This is a genomic window from Streptomyces sp. NPDC003327 (assembly GCF_053589515.1).
This window is the reverse complement of the sequence record NZ_JBSFSA010000060.1, coordinates 1-25,047: the sequence shown is the minus strand read 5'-3', so window position 1 is coordinate 25,047 and position 25,047 is coordinate 1. Positions and strand designations below refer to the sequence as shown.

The following is a 25,047-nucleotide window of genomic DNA, read 5'->3' as shown; positions in this document are numbered from 1 at the left end:
CGTACCCCAGGCCCACGCGGTAGCGTCGGGGCATGAGCGACGCCCTACCCGAGCAGGAGCCGGCCGATTCCCGGCCCGCCGACTCCGAGCCCGCCGACTCCATGCCCGGCGGCATCGCGCCGCTCGGGGTGCCCCGCGAGGCGACCGGGCACCCCGGCGTCGACGGCCATCTGGAGCGCCTCGCCGAGGCGGACCACCTCCCGGCGGACGGGCACCTGGACGTGTACGAGGATGTACACCGTGGACTGCGCGCCGAGCTGACCTCGCTCGACGCGCACCCCGCCCCTCGTCCGTACGAAAACAGGAGCTGAACCGAACGTGGCAGGAGTGGCACGCCGCCGTCTCGACGCCGAGCTGGTCCGGCGCAGACTCGCCCGCTCGCGCGAGCACGCCAGCCAGCTGATCGCCGCGGGCCGGGTGACCGTCGGCAAGACCGTCGCCACCAAGCCCGCCACCCAGGTCGAGACCGCCGCGGCCATCGTCGTCTCCCAGGACGACAGCGACCCAGACTATGTCTCGCGCGGCGGCCACAAGCTCGCCGGGGCCTTCGCCGCCTTCGTCCCGCAGGGGCTGCGGGTCGAGGGCCGGCGCGCCCTGGACGCCGGAGCCTCCACGGGCGGCTTCACCGACGTCCTGCTGCGGGCGGGCGCCGCCCACGTCGTCGCCGTCGACGTCGGCTACGGGCAGCTGGCCTGGTCGCTCCAGAGCGACGAGCGCGTCACCGTGAAGGACCGCACGAACGTACGTGAGTTGACACTCGACGCCATCGACGGCGTCCCCGTCGACCTCGTCGTCGGCGACCTCTCCTTCATCCCGCTCGGCCTGGTGCTGCCCGCCCTCGCCGCCTGCACGGCGCCCGACGCCGATCTCGTCCTCATGGTGAAACCGCAGTTCGAGGTGGGCAAGGAGCGGCTCGGCACCGGCGGAGTCGTCCGTTCCGCCGACCTGCGGGCGGACGCCGTGAAGAACGTCGCCCGCCGGGCCGGCGACCTCGGGCTCGGTGTCCTCGGCGTCACCGCCAGCCCGCTGCCCGGCCCCTCCGGGAACGTCGAGTACTTTCTGTGGCTGCGGGCAGGCGCGCCCGCGCTCGATCCGGCGGACGTCGACCGCGCCGTGGCGGAGGGACCTCGTTGAGCTCAACGGCAGCAGCACCGGAGGCAGCGGCGGACGCCGCGCCACGCACCGTCTTCCTGCTCGCGCACACCGGCCGGCCGGCCGCCGTGCGCAGCGCCGAGCTGGTCGTCCTGGGGCTGCTGCGCAGCGGCATAGGCGTCCGCGTCCTGGAGGCCGAGGCCGCGGACCTGCCGCTGCCGCCGTCCGTCGAGAAGGTGCCGGAGGACTGCCACGACGCCCTCGACGGCTGTGAACTGCTGATCGTCCTCGGCGGCGACGGCACCCTGCTGCGCGGCGCCGAGTTCTCCCGCGCCTCCGGCGTCCCGATGCTCGGCATCAACCTCGGCCGGGTCGGCTTCCTCGCCGAGGCCGAGCGCGACGACCTCGACAAGGTCGTGGACCGGGTCGTCACCCGGGCGTACGAGGTCGAGGAGCGGATGACCCTCGACGTCGACGTGTACGAGAACGGCGACGTCCTGCACCGGGACTGGGCGCTCAACGAGGCCGCCGTGCAGAAGGTGTCACCGGAGCGGATGCTGGAGGTCGTCCTCGCGATCGACGGGCGTCCCGTGACCGGCTTCGGCTGTGACGGGGTGATCTGCGCGACACCCACCGGCTCCACCGCGTACGCCTTCTCGGCGGGCGGCCCGGTCGTCTGGCCCGAGGTCGAGGCGCTCCTGATGGTCCCGATCGGCGCCCACGCCCTCTTTGCCAAGCCGCTCGTCACCACCCCCGACTCGGTCCTCGCCGTCGAGGTCGAGCCGCACACCCCGCACGGCGTCCTCTGGTGCGACGGGCGGCGGACCGTGGAGCTTCCGGCCGGGGCCCGCGTCGAGGTCCGGCGCGGTGCCGTGCCCGTCCGGCTCGCCCGGCTCCACCACGCCTCCTTCACCGACCGGCTCGTCGCGAAGTTCGCCCTGCCCGTCTCCGGCTGGCGCGGCGCCCCGCACTGAGCGGGCACGACCCCGGCGGGGGCGCCCGCCGATCATCCGGCCCGGGAACGAGCGGCGCGCCGGAGGGTTACGGGCGGGGGCGATGTCGCATCCGACCCGGGAAACCTCGTATGGTCTGGGGCGTGCTGGAGGAGATGCGGATACGGTCGCTCGGGGTCATCGACGACGCGGTGGTCGAGCTGTCGCCCGGCTTCACCGCGGTGACCGGTGAGACCGGTGCGGGCAAGACCATGGTCGTGACCAGCCTGGGGCTGCTGCTCGGCGGACGGGCCGACCCGGCCCTGGTGCGGATCGGCGCGGCCTCGGCGGTCGTCGAGGGGCGGATCACCGTGCCGCCCGGCGCGCCCGCCGCCGTACGGGCCGAGGAGGCCGGGGCGGAACTCGACGACGGCGTGCTCCTGGTGAGCCGCACCGTCTCGGCCGAGGGACGCTCCCGCGCGCACCTCGGCGGGCGGTCCGTGCCCGTCGGGCTCCTGGCCGAACTCGCCGACGAACTCGTCGCCGTCCACGGCCAGACCGACCAGCAGGGCCTGCTCAAGCCCGCCCGGCAGCGCGGCGCGCTCGACCGGTACGCGGGCGACGGGGTCTCCGTCCCCCTGGCCGCCTACGGCGAGGCGTACAAGCGGCTCCGGGCCGTCACCGCCGAGCTGGACGAGATCACCACCCGGGCGCGCGAACGGGCCCAGGAGGCCGATCTGCTGCGCTTCGGGCTCGGCGAGATCGAGGCCGTCGCCCCGCGCGCCGGGGAGGACGCGGAACTCGCGGCCGAGGCCGAGCGGCTCGGCCACGCCGAGGCCCTCGCCTCCGCCGCCGCGCTCGCGCACGGCGCGCTCGCCGGGAACCCCGAGGACCCGGAGGCCGTCGACGCGACGACCCTGGTCGCGGGTGCGGGCCGGGCCCTGGAGGCGGTACGGTCGCACGACCCGGCGCTCGCCGCGCTCGCCGACCGGATGGGCGAGATCTCGATCCTCCTGTCGGACGTGGCCGGTGAACTCGCCGGGTACGCGGACGACCTCGACGCCGACCCGCTGCGGCTCGCCGCCGTCGAGGAGCGGCGCGCCGCCCTCACGCAGCTCACCCGGAAGTACGGGGAGGACGTCGCCGCGGTCCTGGCGTGGGCCGAGGAGAGCGCCGCCCGGCTCGGCGAGCTGGACGGGGACGACGACCGCATCGAGGAGCTGACCGCCGAGCGCGACCGGCTCCGCGACGAGCTGTCGGAGCTCGCGCAGCGGCTCACCGACGCCCGTACGGAGGCGGCCGCCCGGTTCGCCGACGCCGTCACCGCCGAACTCGCCTCGCTCGCCATGCCGCACGCGCGGGTGTCCTTCGACATCCGGCAGACCGAGGACGCCGAGGGCGTCGAGGTCGGCGGCCGCAGGGTCGCCTACGGTCCGTCCGGGGCCGACGAGGTCGAGCTGCTGCTCGCCCCGCACCCCGGCGCCCCGCCGCGGCCCATCGCCAAGGGCGCGTCCGGCGGTGAGCTCTCCCGGGTGATGCTCGCGGTGGAGGTCGTCTTCGCCGGTACGGATCCGGTGCCGACGTACCTCTTCGACGAGGTCGACGCGGGCGTCGGCGGCAAGGCGGCCGTCGAGATCGGCCGCAGGCTCGCCAAGCTCGCCAAGACCGCGCAGGTCGTCGTCGTCACCCACCTCCCGCAGGTGGCCGCCTTCGCCGACCGGCAGCTGCTCGTCGAGAAGACCAACGACGGCTCGGTGACCCGCTCCGGCGTCACGGTCCTGGAGGGCGAGGAGCGGGTCAGGGAACTGTCCCGGATGCTCGCGGGCCAGGAGGACTCCGAGACGGCCAGGGCGCACGCGGAAGAGCTGCTGGCGACCGCCCGGGCGGACGGGTGACGGCGGGCGCTTCCTGGCGGTAGCGGCGGGTCCCGACCGGGCCCGCCGCGTACGCGGGGGAGTGGGGCGGCGCCCGGAGGGCGGAGACGCGCCCGGAGGGGCGCGCGGGCCCCGTCGGGCGCTCACCCGTGTGGGTGATCCCGGGAGGTGACCACCCGGCGACCAACACTCACCGCACAAGGGAACGACGCCACTTCGGTGCCGGAACGTGCGTACGGTCCGGGGCGCGGACTGGCATCCTTGGGCGCGTGACACAGCTCCGTACGGTCCAAGTGCTGGGCGGCGGCAGCGCGGGCAGCAGCGCGCACGTCCGATCACTTGCCTCGGGGCTGGTGGCGAGGGGCGTGCGGGTGACCGTGTGCGCCCCGGCCGAACTCGACCACGCCTACGACTACCTCGGCGCGGGCGCGCACTTCGTGCCGCTGCCGCGCCTCGGCGGGCCCGCCACCGTCGCCGCCCTCCGCAACGCCTGCATCGGCGCCGACGTCGTCCACGCCCACGGCCTGCACGCCTCCGTGCGCGCCGCCCTCGCGCTCTCCGGCGGCGGCGTCGGCGCCCGCACCCCGCTCGTGGCCACCTGGCACAGCCGCGTCCACGCCGACGGGCCGCGCGGCGGGCTGCTGCGGCTCATGGAACGCCAGGCCGCCCGCGGCGCCGCCGTCGTCCTCGGCACCTCCTCCGAACTCGTCGACCGCGCCCGGCGGCGCGGAGCCAGGGACGCGCGCCTCGCCCCCGTCACCGTGCCGCCCGCCCGGGGCCCCGTCTGCCTCCACGACGGCAAGGCCCGCGCCGAACTCGGCGCCGTCGACCGGCCCCTGATCATGGCCGTCGGCGCCCTCGAACCGGGCCGGGGGTACGGGACCCTCCTCGACGCGGCACGGGTGTGGCGGGACCTCGATCCGCAGCCGCTCCTCGTCGTCGCCGGCGAAGGGCGCCGCCGGGCCGCCCTGCAGCGGCGCGTCACCGAGGAGGGGCTCGCGGTGCGGCTCATCGGGCGGCGCGACGACGTGGCGGAGCTGCTGGCCGCGGCCGACGTCGCCGTCCTGCCCTCCCGGTGGGAGGCCCGCTCCCTGCTCGCGCAGGAGGCGCTGCGGCTCGGCGTGCCGCTCGTCGCCACCGCGGTCGGGGGCGTCCCGGAGCTGGTCGGGGACGCGGCGGAACTCGTGCCGTACGGGGACGCGGAGGCGCTGGCCGGGGCGGTGCGGGGGTTGCTGGAGGACGCGGAGCGGCGGATGGACCTGGCGGCGGCGGGGAGGGTACAGGCGGGGACGTGGCCGACGGAGGACGAGACGGTGGCGCACGTCCTGAGCGTGTACGACGAGCTGTCCGCGAGCTGAGCCCCCGGGGTCCGGGGTCCGGGGCGCGCGGCCCGGCGCCGGTCCTGGTCCCGCGGAGGGGCACCGTCCCGGGGGTCACCGGGTCCGGGGACCTCGGGCGCCGGCGGGCGCGCCGTCCGGTGTGCCCACCCGCCCCGCGGGACGATTGCCCACACCGGGGTGGGGCAGCGGGGGTGGCCGCAGCGGGGGCGTTCAGGTGGTGTGGCGGCGGGCGCGCAGTGCGAGGCTGAGGGCCAGGACCGTCTGGGGGTCGTCGAGGTCCGTGCCCAGCAGCTCGGCGATGCGCGCCAGGCGGTTGTAGAGCGTCTGGCGGTTGAGGTGCAGCTCGCGCGCCGTCTCCGCCTTGCGGCCCGCGTGCGCCAGGTACGTCTCCAGGGTGGGCAGCAGCGGCGGCCGCGAGGCGCGGTCGTGGTCGCGCAGCGGGCCGATCGCGCGGTCCACGAACGCCGCGAGGTCCGGGTGCTCCCGGAGCCGCCACAGCAGCAGGTCGATGTCGAGGCGCCGGGCGTCGTACCAGGGCCGGTCCATCAGGCCCTGCGCCGCCGTCGCCGTCTCCGCCGCGTGCCGCAGGCCCGCGGAGGCGGCCGCCCAGCCGCCCGCGACGCCCACCACGACGACCGGCGGGTGCGCCCCCGCCCGTTCGAGCCCGGCCCGCTCCACCCCGGCGCGCAGCGCCGCCGCGACCCGGTCGGCGACGGCCGTCCGCTCCGACTCCGAGCGCAGGCCGAGCAGCAGCGGCACCCGGCCCTCCACCGGGCGGACGCCCAGCAGGGCGGGGACGCCCACGGCGGACAGCTCCTCCAGGACGGCGCGGGCGAGGAGCGCCCAGTTGCCGGACGGGGACAGTTCGGGGGCCAGGCGCATCACCACGGGCAGCAGCGGGCCGTCGCCCGGTTTGAAGCCGAGGACCCGGGCCTGGGCCGGGGCGGCCTCCGCCGTGATCCGGCCCTCGGCCAGGTCGGTCAGGAAGTCGCCCCGGCCGCGCGCCGCCAGCTCCTCCTCCTGCCGGGCCTGCATGAGGACGACCGCGAGGAGCCCCGCCGCGCGCTCGGCCGCCATCCGGTGCACCGGGGAGAGCGCCCCCGAGACCGAGAGCAGGACGAGACGGGCCCGTACGGAGCCCGTGCCGGGGCCGCCGCCGGGCACGTCGACCAGGACCGTGCCGGTGGGCGGCCCCGACTCGCGGGCGGCCCGCTGGCCGCGCAGCCCGTCCCACACCTGGAGCGGGTCCGCCGGCCCGGACTCGGCGCCCGCCGCGTACAGCAGCTGTCCGTCGGCGGTCTCCAGGAAGACCGGGTTGGCGGCGAAGTCCGACAGGACGCGGAGCACCTGCGGCACTCCGCCGCCGCCGAGCAGCGCCTCCGTGCACTGCCGGTGGACCTCCTCGGCCTGCCGATGGAGGGCGTAGTGGCCGTTGACGATCTCGGTGTGGATCTCCTCCGTGACCGCGACGAAGGGAACCTCGCGGTGCAGCTGCACGAGTGGCAGGCCGGCCGCCCTGGCCGTCTCCACTATCGTCGCCGGGAGCCTGGCGAAGCGCGGGCCGAGCTCGACGACGAGCGCGGCGATGCCCCGGTCGGCGAGCCGCCGGACGAAGGCGCGCTGCTCGGCCGGGCGGGTGCCGAGACCGAGGCCGGTCGTGAGGAGCAGCTCGCCGCCCTTGAGCAGCGAGGCGATGTTGGGGACCTCGCCCGCGTGCACCCAGCGCACCGTGCGGTGCAGCCGCTCCGCGCCGGCCACGACCTCCGGGAGCCCGCCGCGCAGGCCCGGAAGTTCGAGCGCCCGCTGCACGGTGATCCCGCCCTGATTGTCCATGGGCCCGGACGCTACCCCGCGCCGCTGTTTCGGCGACATCACCGCACGGTCACGGCCCCGGACACTTCGTACAACGGGGCGACAACTCGTCGTCCCTGAGGGGGATTTGCGCGACCGCATGTCGATTGTGGCCTGCGTCACGTCCGAGGATGCTCTCGCGCCATGGCAGAAAACCCCACCCCAGAGGTCCACCGGCTGAAGGCGAACTCGGTCGGTCTGGTCGGCGTCGTCTTCATGGCCGTCGCCACCGCCGCACCGATCACCGCGATGACCGGCAACCTCCCCATCGCCGTCGGCTTCGGCAACGGCACCGGCGCGCCCGCCGGTTACCTCTTCGCGACGCTCGTCCTCACCGTGTTCTCCGTCGGCTACGTCGCCATGGCCAAACGGATCACCGCGGCGGGCGCCTTCTACGGCTACATCTCGCACGGCCTCGGCCGGATCGCCGGCATGGCATCGGGCATGCTCGCCGTCCTCGCGTACATCGTCTTCGAGGCCTCGATCGTCGGCGTCTTCGCCTACTTCACCCGGACGACCGTCGCCGACCAGCTCGGCGTCGACCTGCCCTGGATCCTGTACGCGGCGGCGATGCTGGCCGTCACGGCCGTCCTGTCGTACTTCGACATCAACCTGACCGCCAAGGCGCTCGGCGTGATGCTGATCGCCGAGATCGCGGTCCTCTTCGCCGTCGCCACCGCCGTCCTGCTCTCCGGCGGCGGCCCCGACGGCATCCCCGTCGAGCCGATCAACCCGAAGAACGCCTTCACCGGCGCGTCCGCCGGACTCGGCCTCTTCTTCGCCTTCTGGTCGTGGGTCGGCTTCGAGTCGACCGCCATGTACGGCGAGGAGTCCCGCGACCCCAAGCGGGTCATCCCGCGGGCCACGCTGATCTCCGTCGTCGGCGTCGGCCTCTTCTACATCTACGTGTCGTGGATGACGATCGCCGGGAACGGGCTCACCGGTTCCGTGAAGCTGTCCTCCTCCGCCTCCCCGCTCGACCTGTTCTTCGCGCCCACCCAGTCCTTCATCGGCGCCTGGGCCGTCGACGCCTTCCAGTGGCTGCTGCTCACCGGCTCCTTCGCCTGCGGCATGGCCTTCCACCAGTGCGCCTCGCGCTACCTGTACGCCATCGGCCGCGAGGGCTTCCTCCACCCGGCGCTCGGCCGCACCCACGCCCGCCACGGCTCCCCGTACATCGCCTCCTTCACGCAGAGCGCGATCGCCGTGGTCCTCGTCGGCGCCTTCTGGCTCACCGGCCAGGACCCGTACATCCACCTCTACACGCTGCTCGCCATCCTCGGCACCATGGCGATCCTCATCGTCCAGACCCTCTGCTCCTTCGCCGTCATCGGCTACTTCCGCAAGAACCACCCCGAGGACCGGCACTGGTTCAGGACGTTCACGGCCCCGCTCCTCGGCGGCATCGGCATGACCGCAGTCGTCGTCCTGCTGATCGTCAACATGGAGACCGCCGCCGGGCTCGCCGCCGACTCCCTCTTCTTCAAGGCCATCCCCTGGATCGTCGCCCTGGTCTTCTTCGGCGGGCTCGGCCTCGGTCTGTACCTCAGGGCCAGGCGGCCCGAGCGGTACGAGATCATCGGCCGCATCGTCCTGGAGGACGCCACCGAGCGGCCCGCCGAACCGGCCGCGGCCCCCGCCCCCGCCTCCGTACCCCAGAGCTGACCCCTCTTCGTCCCCCCCCGCATCACTCCTTCATCCCTCCAGGAGCGCCCCATGGCACGCACCAACCCGATGCACCTCCTGAAGCACCTCGCCGCCGAGCACGCCGACGCCCGACGGCTCGGCATCCCGGTGGACGAGCTCAGAGGCCTGCGCGGCGACGCCCTCGGGCGCCGCGCGCTCCTCAAGGCCGCCGCCGCGGCCGGCGTGGCCGTCGCCGCCGGGGCGGCCGCCACCGCCCCGGCCGTCGCCGCCCCCGCCGACCCGCCGATCGACAGCACCGCCCGGATCGTCGTCGTCGGCGCCGGGATCTCCGGCCTCACCGCCGCCCTCACCCTCCAGGACGCGGGGCTCAGCCCCGTGCTCTACGAGGCCAACCCCTCCCGGGTCGGCGGCCGCATGTGGACCCAGCGCGGCCACTGGGCGTACGGCCAGACCTCCGAGATCGGCGGCGAGCTGATCGACACCAGCCACAAGAAGATCCTCGAACTCTGCCGCCGCTTCGGCCTCCCCACCGAGGACTTCCTCGGCGGCGGGCCCAACGGCGCCGAGGAGGTGCTGTGGTTCGACGGCGCCTACTACCCGCGCCACCAGGCCGACGAGGACTTCAACGGCGTCTACCAGGCGCTCCACCGCGACCTCCTGGAGGCCGGTGAGGTCACGTGGAACCGGACCACACCCGCCGGCACCGCCCTCGACACCATGTCGATATACGAGTGGATCGAGACCCGCGTCCCCGGCGGGCACGCCTCCCCGCTCGGCAAGTTCATCGACGTCGCCTACAACGTCGAGTACGGCGCCGACACCACCGAGCAGTCCTCGCTCGCCCTCGTGCTCCTGATGGGCTACCAGACCAATCCGGGCAACTTCAACGTCTGGGGCCTGTCCAACGAGCGCTACCACGTCGTCGGCGGCAACGACCGGCTCCCGAACGCCGTCGCCGGGGCCCTGAAGCCGGGCACCCTGCGCATGGGATGGTCCCTGGAGGCCGTACGGGCCAACGCCGACGGCACCCAGACGCTCACCTTCACCGAGGCGGGCACCACCCGGACCGTCACCGCCGACCACACCGTCCTGTGCGTCCCGCTGCCCGTCCTGAAGCGGCTCGACCTCACCCAGGCCGCCTTCGACCCGCTCATGCGGAACCTGCTGAGGGACGCCCGCATGGGCCACTGCACCAAGCTGAACATGCAGTTCGCCACCCGCCCCTGGCGCGGCACCGGACCCTGGCCCGGCGTCTCCGCGGGCGACTGCTTCACCGACAGCGAGGTCCAGCAGACCTGGGACACCACCAAGATCCAGGGCGGCACCGGCGGCATCCTCATCCAGTACAACGGTGGCACCCTGGCCCGGAACCTCAACCCGGCCGGGCCGTTCTCCACCGAGTCCGACCCGTACGTGCGGAGCCTGGTCACCCGCTACCTCGCCGGGATCGACGCCTTCTTCCCCGGCACCTCACGGGCCTACACCGGGCGCGCCCAGCTCTCCGCCTGGCACAAGAACCCGTACGCGCTGGGCGCGTACTCCTGCTGGCCCGTCGGCTACCTCCACCGGTACGCGGGGTACGAGGGCACCGCCCAGGGCAACGTCCACATCGGCGGCGAGCACTGTTCGTACGACTTCCAGGGCTTCATGGAGGGCGGCGCCACCGAGGGCGAGCGGGCCGCGCGGGAGGTGATCGCGGCCCTGCGGTGACCTGGCCCCCGCCGCCTCCGCCCCGGGATCAGAGCGGGGCGGGGGCCGGGGCGATGTTGTGGTTGAGGCGGAAGACGTTGTCGGGGTCGAACGCCGCCTTCACGGCGGCCAGCCGCGGCTGGTTGTCGGCCCCGAACCCGGCGACGACCCGCTTCTCGCCCTCCGCACCGATGAAGTTGAGGTACACGGCGTCCGTCGACCACGGCCGCATGTCGGCGCGGACGTCGTGCACCCACTGCACCACCCGGCCGTCGTCCGCCGGATCCGTCCACGTGGCGAACGGGTGCACCGCCCACGGGGCCGTACGCCACGGCTGCGGGTAGCCGGAGGGACCCGCCGCCACCGCCCCGCCCATCATGAACAGCACGTGCTGCGTGGCCGTCCCCTCCGGGATCCGCTCGCCCCGGGCGCAGAACGCGTCCACCGCCTCGTCGGGGAAGGCGCCCAGATACTCCGCCGACCAGTAGTTCCGCAGCCCCGGCGGGTCGTCCAGCATGCACTGGAGGTCCGCGTACGGCATCTCCGAGACGATCTCCACCACGGGCCGCAGCGCGAGCAGCGGCGAGGCGACGTGCCGCACCCCGGCCACCGGCCCGGCGTACGTCACCAGCGCGGCGCAGACCAGCGTCCCCACCAGGTGCGGGGGCACGAACGGCTCGGGCGGCGCGGGGAAGTAGAGGACCCCGCCGCCCACCTCGTCCGGCGCCGTCGCGCCCAGCTCGCGGAAGGCCCGCACCACCTCGTGGCCGTACCGGGCCGGGAAGAGGAGCAGCGCGACGCTCATCACCGGCAGCGGGTGCAGCCGCAGCGTCAGCGAGGTCACCACCCCGAAGTTCCCGCCGCCGCCGTGCAGCGCCCAGAACAGCTCCGGGTTCTCCTCCGGGCCCGCGACGACGTGCCGCCCGTCCGCCGTGATCAGCTCGGCGGCCATCAGGTTGTCCGAGGCGAGCCCGAACTTCCGCTCCAGCCAGCCCGAGCCGCCGCCGAGCACGAAGCCGCCCACGCCCGTCGTGGAGACCCGGCCGCCCGTCGTCGCCAGGTGGAAGGGCTGGGTGGCGCGGTCCAGGTGGCTCATGGTCGCGCCGCCCCCGATCCGTACCGTCATGCCCTCCGGGTCGACGACGGCGGTGTGCATCCGGCGCAGGTCGACGACCAGGCCGGCGTCGACGACCGACGCGCCGGCGACGCTGTGGCCGCCGCCGCGCACCGCGATCGGCAGCCCCGTCTCGCGCCCGAAGAGGACCGCGTTGGAGACGTCCGCCTCGGTCGCGCACTGCGCGATCACCGCCGGACGCCGGTCGATCATGCCGTTGTGGACGGCCCGGGCCTCGTCGTAGCCGGGATCGCCCGGCACGTACACCTCACCGGCGAGATCCTCGCGGAGGCCGGACAGGGCGCTGTCGGGAACGGCGGTGGTACGGGGAGCCATGGGAGCCCCCCTTTCGTACGGGGGACGGGACCCTTTCATCGTAGGCCGGGGGTCCGTCCGCCGCTCGGGCCGCGGGTGCAGCCGCCGTACGCACCGCTCGCGGGAGGCTCAGCCGCCGTACGCGCCGCTCGCCGTGAGGCGCAGGGCCGTGTCGATCAGCGGCACGTGGCTGAACGCCTGCGGGAAGTTGCCCACCTGCCGCTGGAGCTTCGGGTCCCACTCCTCGGCCAGCAGCCCCAGGTCGTTGCGGAGCGCGAGCAGCTTCTCGAAGAGCGTGCGGGCCTCGTCGACCCGGCCGATCATCGCCAGGTCGTCCGCGAGCCAGAAGGAGCAGGCGAGGAACGCGCCCTCGTCGCCCTCCAGGCCGTCGACCCCGGCCTCCTCGCCGGCCGTGGGGTAGCGCAGCACGAAGCCGTCGTCGGTGGACAGCTCCCGCTGGATCGCCTCGATCGTGCCGATGACCCGCTTGTCGTCCGGCGGCAGGAAGCCCATCTGCGGGATCAGGAGCAGCGAGGCGTCCAGCTCCTTCGAGCCGTACGACTGCGTGAAGGTGTTCCGCTCCCGGTCGTAGCCCTTCTCGCACACGTCCCGGTGGATCTCGTCGCGCAGCGCGCGCCAGCGCTCCAGCGGCCCGTCCGCGTCCCCGGACTCGATCAGCTTGATCGTGCGGTCCACGGCCACCCAGGCCATCACCTTGGAGTGGGTGAAGTGGCGGCGCGGGCCGCGCACCTCCCAGATGCCCTCGTCGGGCTGGTCCCAGTGCTGCTCCAGGTAGTTGATCAGCTTGATCTGGAGCAGGGAGGCGTAGTCGTTGCGGGACAGACCGGTCATGTGCGCCAGGTGCAGGGCCTCGGTGACCTCGCCGTAGACGTCCAGCTGGAGCTGGTTGGCCGCGCCGTTGCCGACCCGGACGGGGCCCGAGTTCTCGTACCCCGGCAGCCAGTCCAGCTCCGCCTCGCCGAGCTCGCGCTCGCCCGCGATGCCGTACATGATCTGCAGGTTCTCCGGGTCGCCCGCGACCGCGCGGAGCAGCCAGTCCCGCCAGGCGCGGGCCTCGTCACGGTAGCCGGTCCGCAGCATCGAGGAGAGGGTGATCGCCGCGTCCCGCAGCCAGGTGTAGCGGTAGTCCCAGTTCCGCACGCCGCCGATCTCCTCGGGCAGCGAGGTGGTCGGGGCGGCCACGATCCCGCCGGTCGGCGCGTACGTCAGCGCCTTCAGGGTGATCAGCGAGCGGACCACCGCCTCCCGGTAGGGGCCGTGGTACGTGCAGTGCTCGACCCACTCGCGCCAGAAGGCCAGGGACGCCTCCAGGGAGGTCTCCGGCTCCGGCAGCGGCGGCGGCTCCTTGTGCGAGGGCTGCCAGGAGATCGTGAAGGCGATCCGGTCCCCGGGCGTCACGGTGAACTCGGAGTACGTGGTCAGGTGCTCACCGTGCGTCTCCACCTCGGTGTCCAGCCAGACCGAGTCCGGCCCGGCGACGGCGACCGTGCGGTCCCCGACCTTGTGCACCCAGGGCACGATCCGGCCGTAGCTGAACCGCATCCGCAGCGCGGAGCGCATCGGCACGCGGCCGCTGATCCCCTCCACGATCCGGATCAGCTGCGGCGCGCCGTCGCGCGGCGGCATGAAGTCGGTGACCCGGACGGATCCGCGGTCGGTGTCCCACTCGGACTCCAGGACCAGCGAGTCGCCGACGTAGCGCCGCCGGTCGGCGGGGGCGGGATCGGCCCCCTCGGGGCCGGCGGGAGCCACCCGCCAGAAGCCGTGCTCCTCCGTGCCGAGCAATCCGGCGAAGATCGCGTGCGAGTCGAAGCGGGGCAGGCAGAGCCAGTCGACGCTGCCGTCCCGGCAGACGAGCGCTGCCGTCTGCATGTCTCCGATGAGTGCGTAATCCTCGATACGCCCGGCCACGTGCTTCACTCCAGTCGAACGGCCATGTCCGCCCCGTGGGGCGCTTGCGGGTCTTGTGTGCCTGATGTGCCGGCGGATTCGGCGGTCAAGGGTCGTCGACGGGCTCGTGGTCCGGTCGACGGGCGGGGTGGTGCGGTCGGCCGGCCGGCTTGGCGGGCAGGTCCGAGCAGGATACGTCGCACCTTCGGGTGCGTCGCGATCACGCAGGTGACGGCGCTGCTCCACCCGGGTGAACACCGGCCCCACCGGCGGGTTCCCGCACGGGGCCCCCGACAGACGGGCCCGCGGCGGGCGCCCGCGTGGCGGTCCGTGTGCACCCGACTGCCACGCGTGGCCGGAAGCGGTCTCCCTTCGTCGCTGATACCCTGGTACCCCGTGGACCGGTGGGAAACGGCGACAGCCGAGGACCCCGCAACCGCAGCGACGGCACCCCCCGATTCTTCCGGAGGGGACGCCGGAACGCACCTCCAGAACGCGACCACGGGAGCCCCCTCTTGGCGATGCCGCCCAACACCACGACGACCAAGCACATCTTCGTCACCGGGGGTGTCGCCTCCTCCCTCGGCAAGGGCCTGACCGCCTCCAGCCTGGGTGCGCTCCTGAAGGCGCGGGGCCTTCGGGTCACGATGCAGAAGCTCGACCCGTACCTGAACGTCGACCCCGGCACGATGAACCCCTTCCAGCACGGCGAGGTGTTCGTCACCAACGACGGCGCCGAGACCGACCTGGACATCGGCCACTACGAGCGCTTCCTCGACGTCGACCTCGACGGCTCGGCCAACGTCACCACCGGCCAGGTCTACTCGCAGGTCATCGCCAAGGAGCGGCGCGGCGAGTACCTCGGTGACACCGTGCAGGTCATCCCGCACATCACCAACGAGATCAAGTCCCGCATCCGCCGCATGGCCACCGACGACGTCGACGTCGTCATCACGGAGGTCGGCGGCACGGTCGGCGACATCGAGTCGCTGCCGTTCCTGGAGACCGTCCGCCAGGTCCGCCACGAGGTCGGCCGCGACAACGTCTTCGTCGTGCACATCTCGCTGCTGCCCTACATCGGCCCCTCCGGCGAGCTGAAGACCAAGCCGACCCAGCACTCCGTCGCCGCCCTGCGCAACATCGGCATCCAGCCCGACGCGATCGTGCTGCGCGCCGACCGCGAGGTCCCGACCGCCATCAAGCGCAAGATCTCGCTGATGTGCGACGTCGACGAGGCCGCGGTCGTCGCCGCCATCGACGCCAAGTCGATCTACGACATCCCCAAGGTGCTGCACACCGAGGGCCTGGACGCCTACGTCGTCCGCAAGCTCGACCTGCCCTTCCGCGACGTGGACTGGACCGTCTGGGAGGACCTCCTCGACCGCGTCCACAACCCGGAGCACGAGGTCACCGTCGCGCTCGTCGGCAAGTACATCGACCTGCCCGACGCCTACCTCTCGGTCACCGAGGCCATGCGCGCCGGCGGCTTCGCGAACAAGGCCCGCGTCAAGGTCAAGTGGGTCACCTCCGACGACTGCAAGACCCCGGCCGGCGCCGAGAAGCAGCTCGGTGACGTCGACGCGATCCTCATCCCCGGCGGCTTCGGCGACCGCGGTGTGAGCGGCAAGGTCGGCGCCATCCAGTACGCCCGCGAGAAGAAGGTGCCGCTGCTCGGCATCTGCCTCGGCCTCCAGTGCATCGTCATCGAGGCCGCCCGGAACCTCGCCGACATCCCCGAGGCCAACTCCACCGAGTTCGACCCGGCCACCGCGCACCCCGTCGTCTCCACGATGGAGGAGCAGCTGGCGTACGTGGAGGGCGCGGGCGACCTGGGCGGAACGATGCGCCTGGGCCTCTACCCGGCCAAGCTCGCCGAGGGTTCCGTCGTCCGCGAGGCCTACGCCGACGAGCCGTACGTCGAGGAGCGCCACCGTCACCGCTACGAGGTGAACAACGCGTACCGCGCCGAGCTGGAGAAGAAGGCCGGTCTGGTCTTCTCCGGCACCTCGCCGGACAACAAGCTCGTCGAGTTCGTCGAGTACCCGCGCGAGGTCCACCCCTACCTGGTCGCCACGCAGGCGCACCCGGAGCTGAAGTCCCGCCCGACCCGCCCGCACCCGCTCTTCGCGGGTCTGGTCAAGGCGGCCGTCGAGCGCAAGACGGCGAAGTAGCCGGCTGGCGTTAACGTTGCCGGGGTACGGGTTCCTTCCGGAACCCGTACCCCGGTTTTTCGTCAGTGGGAGGACGAGCGATGCAGGTGCAGGACACCCCGGAGGAGTGGCGGGTCGTCGCCACCGAGATGCCGTTCGAGGGCGCCAAGACGGGCGTCCGCACGGACTCCGTGACCATGCCGGACGGGGCGGTCGCGCGCCGGGACTACCAGGTGCACCCCGGGTCGGTGGCCGTCCTCGCCCTCGACGAGCAGGACCGGGTCGTCGTCCTGCGGCAGTACCGCCACCCGGTGCGGCAGAAGCTCTGGGAGATCCCGGCCGGGCTGCTCGACGTGCCCGGCGAGAACCCGCTGCACGCCGCCCAGCGCGAGCTGTACGAGGAGGCGCACGTCAAGGCGGAGGACTGGCGGGTCCTGACCGACGTCTACACCTCGCCGGGCGGCACCGACGAGGCCGTGCGGATCTTCCTCGCCCGGGACCTCGCGGAGGCGGAGGGCGAGCGGTACGAGGTCGCCGACGAGGAGGCCGACATGGAGCTGGCCCGGGTGCCGCTGGCGGATCTGGTGCGCGGGGTCCTGGCGGGCGAGCTGCACAACAGCTGCCTGGTCATCGGCGCGCTCGCGCTGACCGCCGCCCGGGCGGAGGGGCGCCTGGACGACCTCCGCCCGGCGGAGGCGCCCTGGCCGGCGCGTCCTTTCGAGGCGTAGCACGTCGGGGCGGGCGGCGGCTCCCCGTGCGGGGCGGGCGCGGGCCAGCGGTGCGGGGCGGGCGGCGGCTCCCCGTGCGGGGCGGGCGCGGGCCAGCGGTGCGGGGCGGGCGGCGGCTCCGGGTGCGGGGCGGGCCCGTGCGTCGGACGGGCCGGTCGCGGTGCGGTGTGACCATCGGCTGATCCGATCGGGCGATGTGTCCGCCGTGCTCCGCCGGAAGCGCCCCACGGGCTGAACTACGCTCGGAAACACCCGTGCGGAGACCCCGCGGGATCGGCTCGTGCGCAGGTGGAACGGGAGCGTGGCCGTGACGGATCAGGCGCTGGCAGCAGGGGCGGGCAGCCGGCAGTTCTTCGGGCGGCAGCGGGAGCTCAAGGCCCTGCGCGCCGACATCGAGCGGACCGGCCTCGACACGCTCACCGGCCGCAAGGCGCCCCGCGCCCGGGTCCTCCTCATCGCCGGGAAGCCCGGCTCCGGACGCACCTCCCTCGCCGAGGAACTGATCGCAGGGCTCGCCGACCGCTACCCCGGCGGCAGCTACCGCGTGCGGCTCACCGAACCCGGCGGCGACCCCGTCCCCACCGGCCGCGCCGCCCAGGAACTCCTCGCCGCCCTCGGCGTCGCCGAACCGCCCGGCGCCGAGGAGGACGAGCTCACCGCACTCGTCCGCGGCGCCCTCGCCGACCGCCGCGCCCTGCTGCTCCTCGACGACGCCGTCGACGCCGAGCAGGCCGACCCGCTGATCCCCGACGACCCCGGCGCCCTGGTCGTCGCCGTCGCCCGCGGCCCGCTCACCGGCATCCCCGACGTCCGGCCCTGCACCCTCGGCGGCCTCGACCCCAAGTCGGCCATCGAGCTGCTCACCGTGCACACCGGCTCCGTGCGGATCACGGTCGACCCCCAGGCCGCGGAGACGCTCGTCGAGGAGTGCGGCGGACTGCCCGCCGCCGTCGTCCTCGCCGGCGGCTGGCTCGCCGGGCGCCCCAAGGCCTCCGTCGCCGACCTCGCCAAGCGGCTGCGCGGGCTCTCCGGCGACCCGCTCACCCGGTCCTTCCTCCTCGCCCACGAGGCCCTCCCGCAGTCGGCCGCCCGGATACTGCGCTTCCTGGCGCTCGCCCCGCTCGGCCGGGCCGACGCCCACACCGCCTCCGCCCTCGCGGGCTGCTCCGTCTCGGCCGCCGCCACCACGCTCGCCGACTTCGCCGCCCTCGGGCTCGTCTCGCCCGCCGAGGACGGGCAGTACGACGTGCCCGGCCACCTCGTCCCCCTGCTCCGCGCCCAGCTGGAGGAGCGCGACCGGCCCGCCGAGGTGCAGCTCGCCCGGGCCCGGATGCTGGAGCGGACCGTACGGCTCCTCCAGTCCTGCCGTGCGGTCACCGAACCCGAGGGCTCCTCCGCCCGCCGCCGGCTGGCCGGACTCCCGCGCGCCCTGCGCTTCCCGAGCGCCGCCGCGGCCGCCGACTGGCTGCGCACCCGGCAGCCCGTGCTGCTCGCCTCCGCCCGGCTCGCCGTCGCCGACGGGGAGCTCGACACCCTCGCGCGCCGGCTCGTCGCCTCGCTGGTCCGGGCGCTCGCCGCCCACCGGGGGGCGGAGGCCGCCGCGCCCGAGCTGTACGGCCTGCACCGGCTGGTCCTGGACGTGGCCGAGCGGCGCGGACTGCACCGGGAGCGGGCCGCGGCCCTGCTGAACCTCGGCGACCTGGATGCCAGAACGGGGCGCACGAGGGAGGCCCTGCTGCGATATCGGTTGGCATTGGAGGCCGGGCGCGCAGCAAATGACCCGTACGCCACCGGTCGCGCGATGGAATCCGTAGGTGGCAGCTATCAGGAGCTGGGGGACTGGCACCGGGCCGGTGACTGGTACGGCCGGGCGCTCGCCCAGCGGCTCGCCCGCGACGAGCGCGCCGACCAGGCCCGCCTGTACGCCCGTCTCGGCGCCGTGCAGACCTACGCGGGGCGGTACGGGGAGGCGCTGCGGAACTGGAAGGCCGCCGCCGCCGGCTACCGGCGGCTCGCCGATCTCCCCGGTCACGCGCGGGCGTTGAGCGAGGCGGCCCGGGTCCAGGAGTACGCGGGGCGCCCCGAGGAGTCGCTGCGCACCTGCGAGGAGGCGGTGGAGTGGGCCCGCCGGGCCGGGGACACCAGGCTCCAGGCCGCGCTCCAGCTCAGGCTGGCCGACACCCTCGACCGGCTCGGCGATCCGGCGGCCGCCGGTCTGCACCGGCTTGCGGCCGAGCGTCTTCTGGAAACGGAAGGAACTGCCTACGAAATCCGCAGTGGGTCCTCGGAAGATTAGTACTTTGAAAGGCTAGACAGAGAGAACTCCTTCATTAGACTGGGTGAGCCGCGTAGGAACGTGGTCTGCCCCGGTGCGCCGTAGTGCATCCGGGTATGTATCGCAGTGCCCCAGTTATCCCCCTGATTCAAGGACCGTGATCGACGATGAAGGTCGGCATCCCCCGCGAGGTCAAGAACAACGAGTTCCGCGTGGCCATCACCCCCGCCGGTGTCCACGAGCTCGTCCGCAACGGCCACCAGGTCTTCGTCGAGCGGAACGCCGGTCTCGGCTCCTCGATCACGGACGAGGAGTACGTCGCCGCCGGCGCCGCGATCCTCCCCACCGCCGACGAGGTCTGGGCCACCGCCGACCTGCTGCTCAAGGTCAAGGAGCCCATCGCGGAGGAGTACCACCGCCTCCGCAAGGACCAGACCCTCTTCACCTACCTGCACCTCGCCGCCTCCAAGGAGTGCACCGACGCGCTCCTGGCGTCCGGCACCACCGCCATCGCGTACGAGACGGTCGAGACCGCGAACCGCGCGCTCCCGCTGCTCGCCCCGATGTCCGAGGTCGCGGGCCGCCTGGCCCCGCAGGTCGGCGCCTACCACCTGATGCGCTCGGCCGGCGGCCGCGGCGTCCTCCCCGGCGGCGTCCCCGGCACCCATGCCGGCAAGGCCGTCGTCATCGGCGGCGGCGTCTCCGGCTGGAACGCCACCCAGATCGCCGTCGGCATGGGCTTCCACGTGACCCTGCTCGACCGGGACATCAACAAGCTCCGCGAGGCCGACAAGATCTTCGGCACCAAGGTGCAGACGATCGTCTCCAACGCCTTCGAGCTGGAGAAGGCCGTCGTCGAGGCCGACCTCGTCATCGGCGCCGTCCTCATCCCGGGCGCCAAGGCCCCGAAGCTGGTCACCAACGAGCTCGTCGCCAAGATGAAGCCCGGAAGTGTCCTTGTCGACATTGCGATCGACCAGGGCGGCTGCTTCGAGGACTCCCACCCGACCACCCACGCCGAGCCGACCTTCCAGGTCCACAACTCGGTCTTCTACTGCGTCGCGAACATGCCCGGCGCCGTCCCGAACACCTCCACCTACGCCCTCACCAACGCCACGCTGCCCTACATCGTGTCGCTGGCGAACAACGGCTGGGTCGAGGCGCTGCGCCGTGACCCCGCGCTCGCCCTGGGTCTCAACACCCATGACGGCAAGGTGGTTTACAAGGAGGTCGCCGAGGCCCACGGCCTGGAGCACGTGGAGCTGAACACCCTCCTGGGCTGAGCCCCGACGGGCCCTTGACGGAACCCCCGTCAATCCGCGCCGTCAATGTCACACACCCGGCCGGACCTTGTTCGACAAGGTCCGGCCGACCGTGTCTGCGGCCGTGCCGTAACGTTCGGTCAACTCGCGTCGAACGTAACACTTTAGCCGTTTCGCACACCCCTGAAACGTGTGGATGCATGGCTGCGCACCCTTGACAGAGACGTGTTCGGTTGCCGACACATCGGGCCGGGTCCGGCGGATTGTGTTGCTGCGGACCGGTGACACGCCATAGAGTCGCCAACCGTCGGCATGGTGCCACGCTGACCTATCGATAAATGTTCCTGGTCACATCCAAGGAGGTAAGACGACTTGTGAATGAGTCGACAATTACTCCCGGGAGCGGTGCGCCAGGTGCCCCGATCGGCTCCGTCGCGGTGCGGACCTTCGCGACGCACCAGCCCATGACGACAGCCCACACGATGAAGACGATGGACGGCCTACACGTGAACGCCACGGCCGGCAACGAGATGGGCCGAGAGTCCACCCACTTCGCCGCCTACGACGAGGTGCCCGAGGGGCACTTCTACGACCCCGACGCCGAGTACGAGCCCGATCCGGAGTACGCGGCCACCCTCGCACCCGACGCTGCCCGCCAGCGCCGCGAGCGGATCGGCCCCACCGGACGGCCCCTCCCGTACTTCCCGATCCCGGGCCCGCTGACGGACCACGGACCCGCGAAGATCATCGCGATGTGCAACCAGAAGGGCGGCGTCGGCAAGACCACGTCGACCATCAACCTGGGCGCCGCGCTCGCCGAGTACGGACGACGGGTGCTGCTCGTCGACTTCGACCCGCAGGGAGCCCTGTCGGTCGGACTCGGCGTGAACCCGATGGAGCTCGACCTCACCGTCTACAACCTGCTCATGGAGCGGGGCATGTCGGCCGACGAGGTCCTCCTCAAGACCGCCGTGCCCAACATGGACCTGCTGCCGAGCAACATCGACCTCTCGGCCGCCGAGGTCCAGCTGGTCTCCGAGGTCGCGCGCGAGTCGACGCTGCAGCGCGCCCTGAAGCCGCTGATGAACGACTACGACTACATCGTGATCGACTGTCAGCCCTCGCTCGGCCTGCTGACCGTCAACGCCCTGACGGCGGCCCACAAGGTCATCGTCCCGCTGGAGTGCGAGTTCTTCGCGCTGCGCGGTGTGGCCCTGCTGACCGAGACCATCGAGAAGGTCCAGGAGCGGCTCAACCCCGAGCTGGAGCTCGACGGCATCCTCGCCACGATGTACGACTCCCGGACCGTGCACAGCCGCGAGGTCCTCGCGCGCGTCGTCGAGGCCTTCGACGACCACGTGTACCACACGGTCATCGGCCGGACCGTCCGCTTCCCGGAGACCACCGTCGCCGGCGAGCCCATCACCACCTACGCCTCCAACTCCGTGGGCGCCGCCGCCTACCGCCAGCTCGCCAGGGAGGTGCTCGCCCGGTGTCACGCCGAGTGAGTCTGCCCGGAGCCGACGAACTCTTCCGTACGACCGGGGGGATGGCGCTCCAGGCGTCCGCGCCCCGCCGGACCGTGCCCGCTCCGGCGGGCGAGAGCGACACCGCGGCGGGTGCCGAGGGTTCCGGGACCGGGGCGGGCCAGGGCTCCGCGGAGCACGCGGCGGCCGGTTCCGAGGCGTCCGAGCCGCGCGCCCGCGTGGCGCCGGAGCCGGAGGCCCCCGCTCCCGCCGCCGCGGCGGCCCCCGCTCCGGCGGCGGCCAGGCGGCGCGCTCGCACCGCGAGCCGGCGGCCCAGCGGCCGCGAGCGGCACGACGAGAAGATCACGGTCTACGTCTCCGCCGAGGAGCTGATGGACCTGGAGCACGCCCGGCTCGTGCTCAGGGGCGAGCACGGCCTCGCCGTCGACCGGGGGCGGATCGTCCGCGAGGCGGTCGCGGTGGTCCTGGCGGACCTGGAGTCGCGGGGCGACGCGAGCATCCTCGTCCGCCGCCTGCGCGGCCGCTGACGGTAGCCTGCGGGCTGTCGCACCCCTGTTCTCCCTGGACCGCCCCCATGCACGAACCCCCTGCCGAAACGTCCCGCCCGTCCCGCCGCCGCCTCCTCGGCCGCGGCGGGGGCGCGCCGACGGCCACCCCGGCACCGGAACCCGCTGCGGTGGCGCCAGGCCCCGCTCCCGCGCCGCAGCCCGCTCCCGCGGCGGAGGGCGAGGGCGGTTCCAGCGGCGGGGACGGCAGGTTCACCGTACGGCTCGCGAACTTCGAGGGGCCGTTCGATCTGCTGCTCCAGCTCATCAGCCGGCACCGGCTCGACGTCACGGAGGTCGCGCTCTCCCGGGTCACCGACGAGTTCATGGCGCACATCCGGGCCCTCGGGCCCGACGGCGACCTCGACCAGACCACCGAGTTCCTCGTCGTCGCCGCCACGCTGCTCGACCTCAAGGCCGCCCGGCTGCTGCCCGCCGCCGAGGTCGAGGACGAGGCCGACCTCGCGCTCCTGGAGGCGCGCGACCTGCTGTTCGCGCGGCTCCTCCAGTACCGCGCGTACAAGCGGATCGCCGAGATCTTCGGCGAGCGGTGGAAGACGGAGGGGCGCCGCCACCCCCGGACGGTCGGCCTGGAGCCCCAGCACGCCGAGCTGCTGCCCGAGGTCGTCATCTCCATCGGCGCCGAGGGCTTCGCGAAGCTGGCCGTCAAGGCCATGCGGCCGAAGCCCGAGCCGCAGGTGTACGTCGACCACATCCACGCCCCGCTCGTCAGCGTCCGCGAGCAGGCCGCCCTCGTCGTCGCCCTGCTGCGCGAGCGCGGGACGGCGAGCTTCCGGGAGCTGGCCGAGGACGCCGGCGACACCCTCACCGTCGTCGCCCGCTTCCTCGCCCTCCTGGAGCTGTACCGGGAGAAGGCGGTCGCCCTCGTCCAGGAGACCGCCCTCGGAGACCTCACCGTCTCCTGGACCGGCGGGGACGGCGAGACCCGCGTCACGGAAGAGTTCGACCAGGAGGACCAGCCGGCATGAGCGATCTCAAGCCATCCCTCGAAGCCGTCCTCATGGTCGTCGACGAGCCCGCCACCGAACAGCACCTCGCCAAGGTCCTGGACCGCACCCCGCGCGAGGTCGCCGACGCCCTGCACGAGCTGGCCGACGAGTACACCGCCGAGGGCCGGGGCTTCGAGCTGCGGCGGGTCGCGGGCGGCTGGCGCTACTACACGCGCGCCGCCCACGCCCCGGCCGTCGAGGCCTTCGTGCTCGACGGCCAGCAGGCGCGGCTCACCCAGGCGGCCCTGGAGACCCTCGCGGTCGTCGCGTACCGCCAGCCGGTCAGCCGTTCCCGGGTCTCCGCCGTGCGCGGGGTGAACTGCGACGGCGTGATGCGCACCCTCCTCCAGCGGGGTCTCGTGGAGGAGGCGGGCGCGGAACCCGAAACAGGTGCGATCCTGTACAGGACGACGAACTACTTCCTGGAGCGGATGGGCCTGCGCGGCCTGGACGAACTTCCGGAGCTCGCGCCCTTCCTGCCCGAGGCGGAAGCGGTCGAGCCGGACTCCCTGGAAGGCGTTCCGTCGTTCGACCCGGACGAAGACGACCCCGCAGACGAGACGACGGAAGTGTGATGCGAAGCAGCAGCGGCAGGAACAGCGGAAACAACGGCGGGAGCCGTGGTGCCAAGAGCGGCGGCCGCGGCAACTACAGGGGTGCGGGGAACGGCCGCGACGAGCGGGGCCAGAGCGCCGGCCGCCCGCGCCGCCCCCGCCCCGAGGAGCGGAGCTACGACGTCGACGGCCTCGCGGGCCGTCCCGCCGACGGCGGCTCCAAGCGCGGTCGCGGCGACGCCGCCCGCGGCGGTGCCAAGGGCGGTCCCAAGCAGTCCCCGAAGCGGGGCGGCGGCCGCACGGCCCCGGCGCGCTCGCGCGAGTACGACGCCCGCGCCGAGGAGCGCAACCGGGAGCGGTACGCGAACAAGCCCGAGATCAAGACCCCGAAGACCTTCCCGGGCGCCGAGCAGGAGGGCGAGCGGCTGCAGAAGGTCCTGGCCCGGGCCGGCTACGGCTCGCGCCGCGCCTGCGAGGAGCTCATCGAGCAGTCCCGCGTCGAGGTCAACGGCAGCATCGTCGTCGAGCAGGGCCTCCGGGTCGACCCGGAGAAGGACGAGATCCGCGTCGACGGCCTGACGGTCGCCACGCAGTCGTACCAGTTCTTCGCCCTGAACAAGCCGGCCGGCGTCGTCTCCACCATGGAGGACCCGGACGGCCGCCAGTGCCTCGGCGACTACGTCACCAACCGCGAGACCCGGCTGTTCCACGTCGGCCGGCTCGACACGGAGACCGAGGGCATCATCCTGCTCACCAACCACGGCGAGCTGGCCCACCGCCTCACGCACCCCAAGTACGGCGTGAAGAAGACCTACCTGGCCGCCATCACCGGCCCGCTGCCCCGCGAGGTCGGCAAGCGGCTGAAGGAGGGCATCCAGCTGGAGGACGGCTACGTCCGCGCGGACCACTTCCGCGTGGTCGAGCAGACCGGCAAGAACTACCTGGTCGAGGTCGTGCTGCACGAGGGCCGCAAGCACATCGTGCGCCGCATGCTCGCCGAGGCGGGCTTCCCGGTGGAGAAGCTGGTCCGCACCGCCTTCGGCCCGATCACCCTGGGCGACCAGAAGTCGGGCTGGCTGCGCCGCCTGTCCAACACCGAGGTCGGCATGCTGATGAAGGAAGTCGGCCTGTAGCCGAACCGTCGGACGGACGCCCCGTCGCGACGACGAGAGGAGGGGGGGGGGGGGGGCGCCCCCCGGGGCGGGGGGGGGTGTTTTTGTTGTTGGGGCGCCCCCCCCCCCGTTTATATTTTGTTTGTTTTTTTTTGTTTG

19 protein-coding genes are annotated in these 25,047 nt (G+C 73.4%); 16 read left to right on the top strand and 3 right to left on the bottom strand.

Translation table 11 applies throughout. The features are described from left to right. The first annotated feature begins 32 nt into the window (after window positions 1-32). The 5 genes from ACWDVG_RS29280 (at window position 33) to ACWDVG_RS29260 (ending at window position 5,256) form a co-directional block, all read left to right on the top strand. A complete protein-coding gene (locus ACWDVG_RS29280; RefSeq protein ID WP_451703612.1) occupies window positions 33-311 on the top strand; it encodes a hypothetical protein in 279 nt (92 codons plus the stop codon). A gap of 7 nt (window positions 312-318) precedes the next feature. Next, a complete protein-coding gene (locus ACWDVG_RS29275; RefSeq protein ID WP_451703610.1) occupies window positions 319-1,134 on the top strand; it encodes a TlyA family RNA methyltransferase in 816 nt (271 codons plus the stop codon). Then, window positions 1,131-2,066, top strand: coding sequence for an NAD kinase (locus ACWDVG_RS29270; RefSeq protein ID WP_451703608.1), 936 nt, complete (start codon window positions 1,131-1,133; stop codon window positions 2,064-2,066). The genes ACWDVG_RS29275 and ACWDVG_RS29270 overlap by 4 nt, the downstream gene beginning before the upstream one ends. A 110-nt stretch (window positions 2,067-2,176) precedes the next feature. After that, window positions 2,177-3,919, top strand: coding sequence for a DNA repair protein RecN (gene recN / locus ACWDVG_RS29265; RefSeq protein ID WP_451703606.1), 1,743 nt, complete (start codon window positions 2,177-2,179; stop codon window positions 3,917-3,919). Window positions 3,920-4,167: 248 nt separating this feature from the next. Next, on the top strand, window positions 4,168-5,256 hold the full coding sequence (locus tag ACWDVG_RS29260) for a glycosyltransferase family 4 protein (RefSeq protein WP_451703604.1): 1,089 nt from the start codon (window positions 4,168-4,170) through the stop codon (window positions 5,254-5,256). Window positions 5,257-5,448: 192 nt separating this feature from the next. On the opposite strand, the gene ACWDVG_RS29255 is transcribed toward ACWDVG_RS29260, so the two are convergent. Beyond that, window positions 5,449-7,071, bottom strand: a complete 1,623-nt coding sequence (locus ACWDVG_RS29255) for a PucR family transcriptional regulator (protein WP_451703602.1) — start codon at window positions 7,069-7,071, stop codon at window positions 5,449-5,451. Between the two features lie 162 nt (window positions 7,072-7,233). Between ACWDVG_RS29255 and ACWDVG_RS29250 the strand changes: the two genes are divergently transcribed. Next, on the top strand, window positions 7,234-8,754 hold the full coding sequence (locus tag ACWDVG_RS29250) for an APC family permease (protein ID WP_451703600.1): 1,521 nt from the start codon (window positions 7,234-7,236) through the stop codon (window positions 8,752-8,754). 51 nt (window positions 8,755-8,805) lie between these two features. Next, a complete protein-coding gene (locus ACWDVG_RS29245; RefSeq protein ID WP_451703599.1) occupies window positions 8,806-10,446 on the top strand; it encodes a flavin monoamine oxidase family protein in 1,641 nt (546 codons plus the stop codon). Window positions 10,447-10,474: 28 nt separating this feature from the next. On the opposite strand, the gene ACWDVG_RS29240 is transcribed toward ACWDVG_RS29245, so the two are convergent. Both ACWDVG_RS29240 and ACWDVG_RS29235 read right to left on the bottom strand, forming a co-directional pair. Next, complete coding sequence (locus ACWDVG_RS29240; RefSeq protein ID WP_451703597.1) at window positions 10,475-11,875, bottom strand: FAD-binding oxidoreductase; 1,401 nt, start codon at window positions 11,873-11,875, stop codon at window positions 10,475-10,477. 108 nt (window positions 11,876-11,983) lie between these two features. Then, complete coding sequence (locus ACWDVG_RS29235) at window positions 11,984-13,786, bottom strand: glycoside hydrolase family 15 protein (protein WP_451703595.1); 1,803 nt, start codon at window positions 13,784-13,786, stop codon at window positions 11,984-11,986. Window positions 13,787-14,286: 500 nt separating this feature from the next. Here ACWDVG_RS29235 and ACWDVG_RS29230 point away from each other — a divergent pair, with 500 nt between their 5' ends. The 9 genes from ACWDVG_RS29230 (at window position 14,287) to ACWDVG_RS29190 (ending at window position 24,909) form a co-directional block, all read left to right on the top strand. After that, window positions 14,287-15,936 (top strand): CTP synthase, encoded by a 1,650-nt coding sequence (locus ACWDVG_RS29230; protein ID WP_451703593.1) that lies wholly within the window; start codon window positions 14,287-14,289, stop codon window positions 15,934-15,936. An 80-nt stretch (window positions 15,937-16,016) separates the two neighbouring features. Next, window positions 16,017-16,643 carry an NUDIX domain-containing protein gene (locus tag ACWDVG_RS29225; RefSeq protein ID WP_451703592.1) on the top strand — a complete coding sequence of 209 codons (627 nt, stop codon included), beginning with the start codon at window positions 16,017-16,019 and terminating at the stop codon, window positions 16,641-16,643. A 307-nt stretch (window positions 16,644-16,950) separates the two neighbouring features. After that, entirely contained in the window at window positions 16,951-18,939 is a 1,989-nt protein-coding gene (locus ACWDVG_RS29220; protein WP_451703590.1) for an NB-ARC domain-containing protein, read from the top strand. Window positions 18,940-19,085: 146 nt separating this feature from the next. After that, complete coding sequence (gene ald, locus ACWDVG_RS29215; protein WP_451703588.1) at window positions 19,086-20,201, top strand: alanine dehydrogenase; 1,116 nt, start codon at window positions 19,086-19,088, stop codon at window positions 20,199-20,201. Window positions 20,202-20,662: 461 nt separating this feature from the next. After that, window positions 20,663-21,688 carry a ParA family protein gene (locus ACWDVG_RS29210; RefSeq protein ID WP_030212665.1) on the top strand — a complete coding sequence of 342 codons (1,026 nt, stop codon included), beginning with the start codon at window positions 20,663-20,665 and terminating at the stop codon, window positions 21,686-21,688. Then, a complete protein-coding gene (locus ACWDVG_RS29205; RefSeq protein WP_451703624.1) occupies window positions 21,685-22,194 on the top strand; it encodes a hypothetical protein in 510 nt (169 codons plus the stop codon). The genes ACWDVG_RS29210 and ACWDVG_RS29205 overlap by 4 nt, the downstream gene beginning before the upstream one ends. A 47-nt stretch (window positions 22,195-22,241) precedes the next feature. Then, window positions 22,242-23,201 (top strand): segregation and condensation protein A, encoded by a 960-nt coding sequence (locus ACWDVG_RS29200; RefSeq protein ID WP_451703587.1) that lies wholly within the window; start codon window positions 22,242-22,244, stop codon window positions 23,199-23,201. Beyond that, window positions 23,198-23,797 (top strand): SMC-Scp complex subunit ScpB, encoded by a 600-nt coding sequence (gene scpB, locus ACWDVG_RS29195; protein WP_451703586.1) that lies wholly within the window; start codon window positions 23,198-23,200, stop codon window positions 23,795-23,797. Before ACWDVG_RS29200 ends, scpB begins: the two co-directional genes overlap by 4 nt. Then, on the top strand, window positions 23,797-24,909 hold the full coding sequence (locus tag ACWDVG_RS29190) for a pseudouridine synthase (RefSeq protein ID WP_451703584.1): 1,113 nt from the start codon (window positions 23,797-23,799) through the stop codon (window positions 24,907-24,909). Before scpB ends, ACWDVG_RS29190 begins: the two co-directional genes overlap by 1 nt. Window positions 24,910-25,047: the final 138 nt, after the last annotated feature.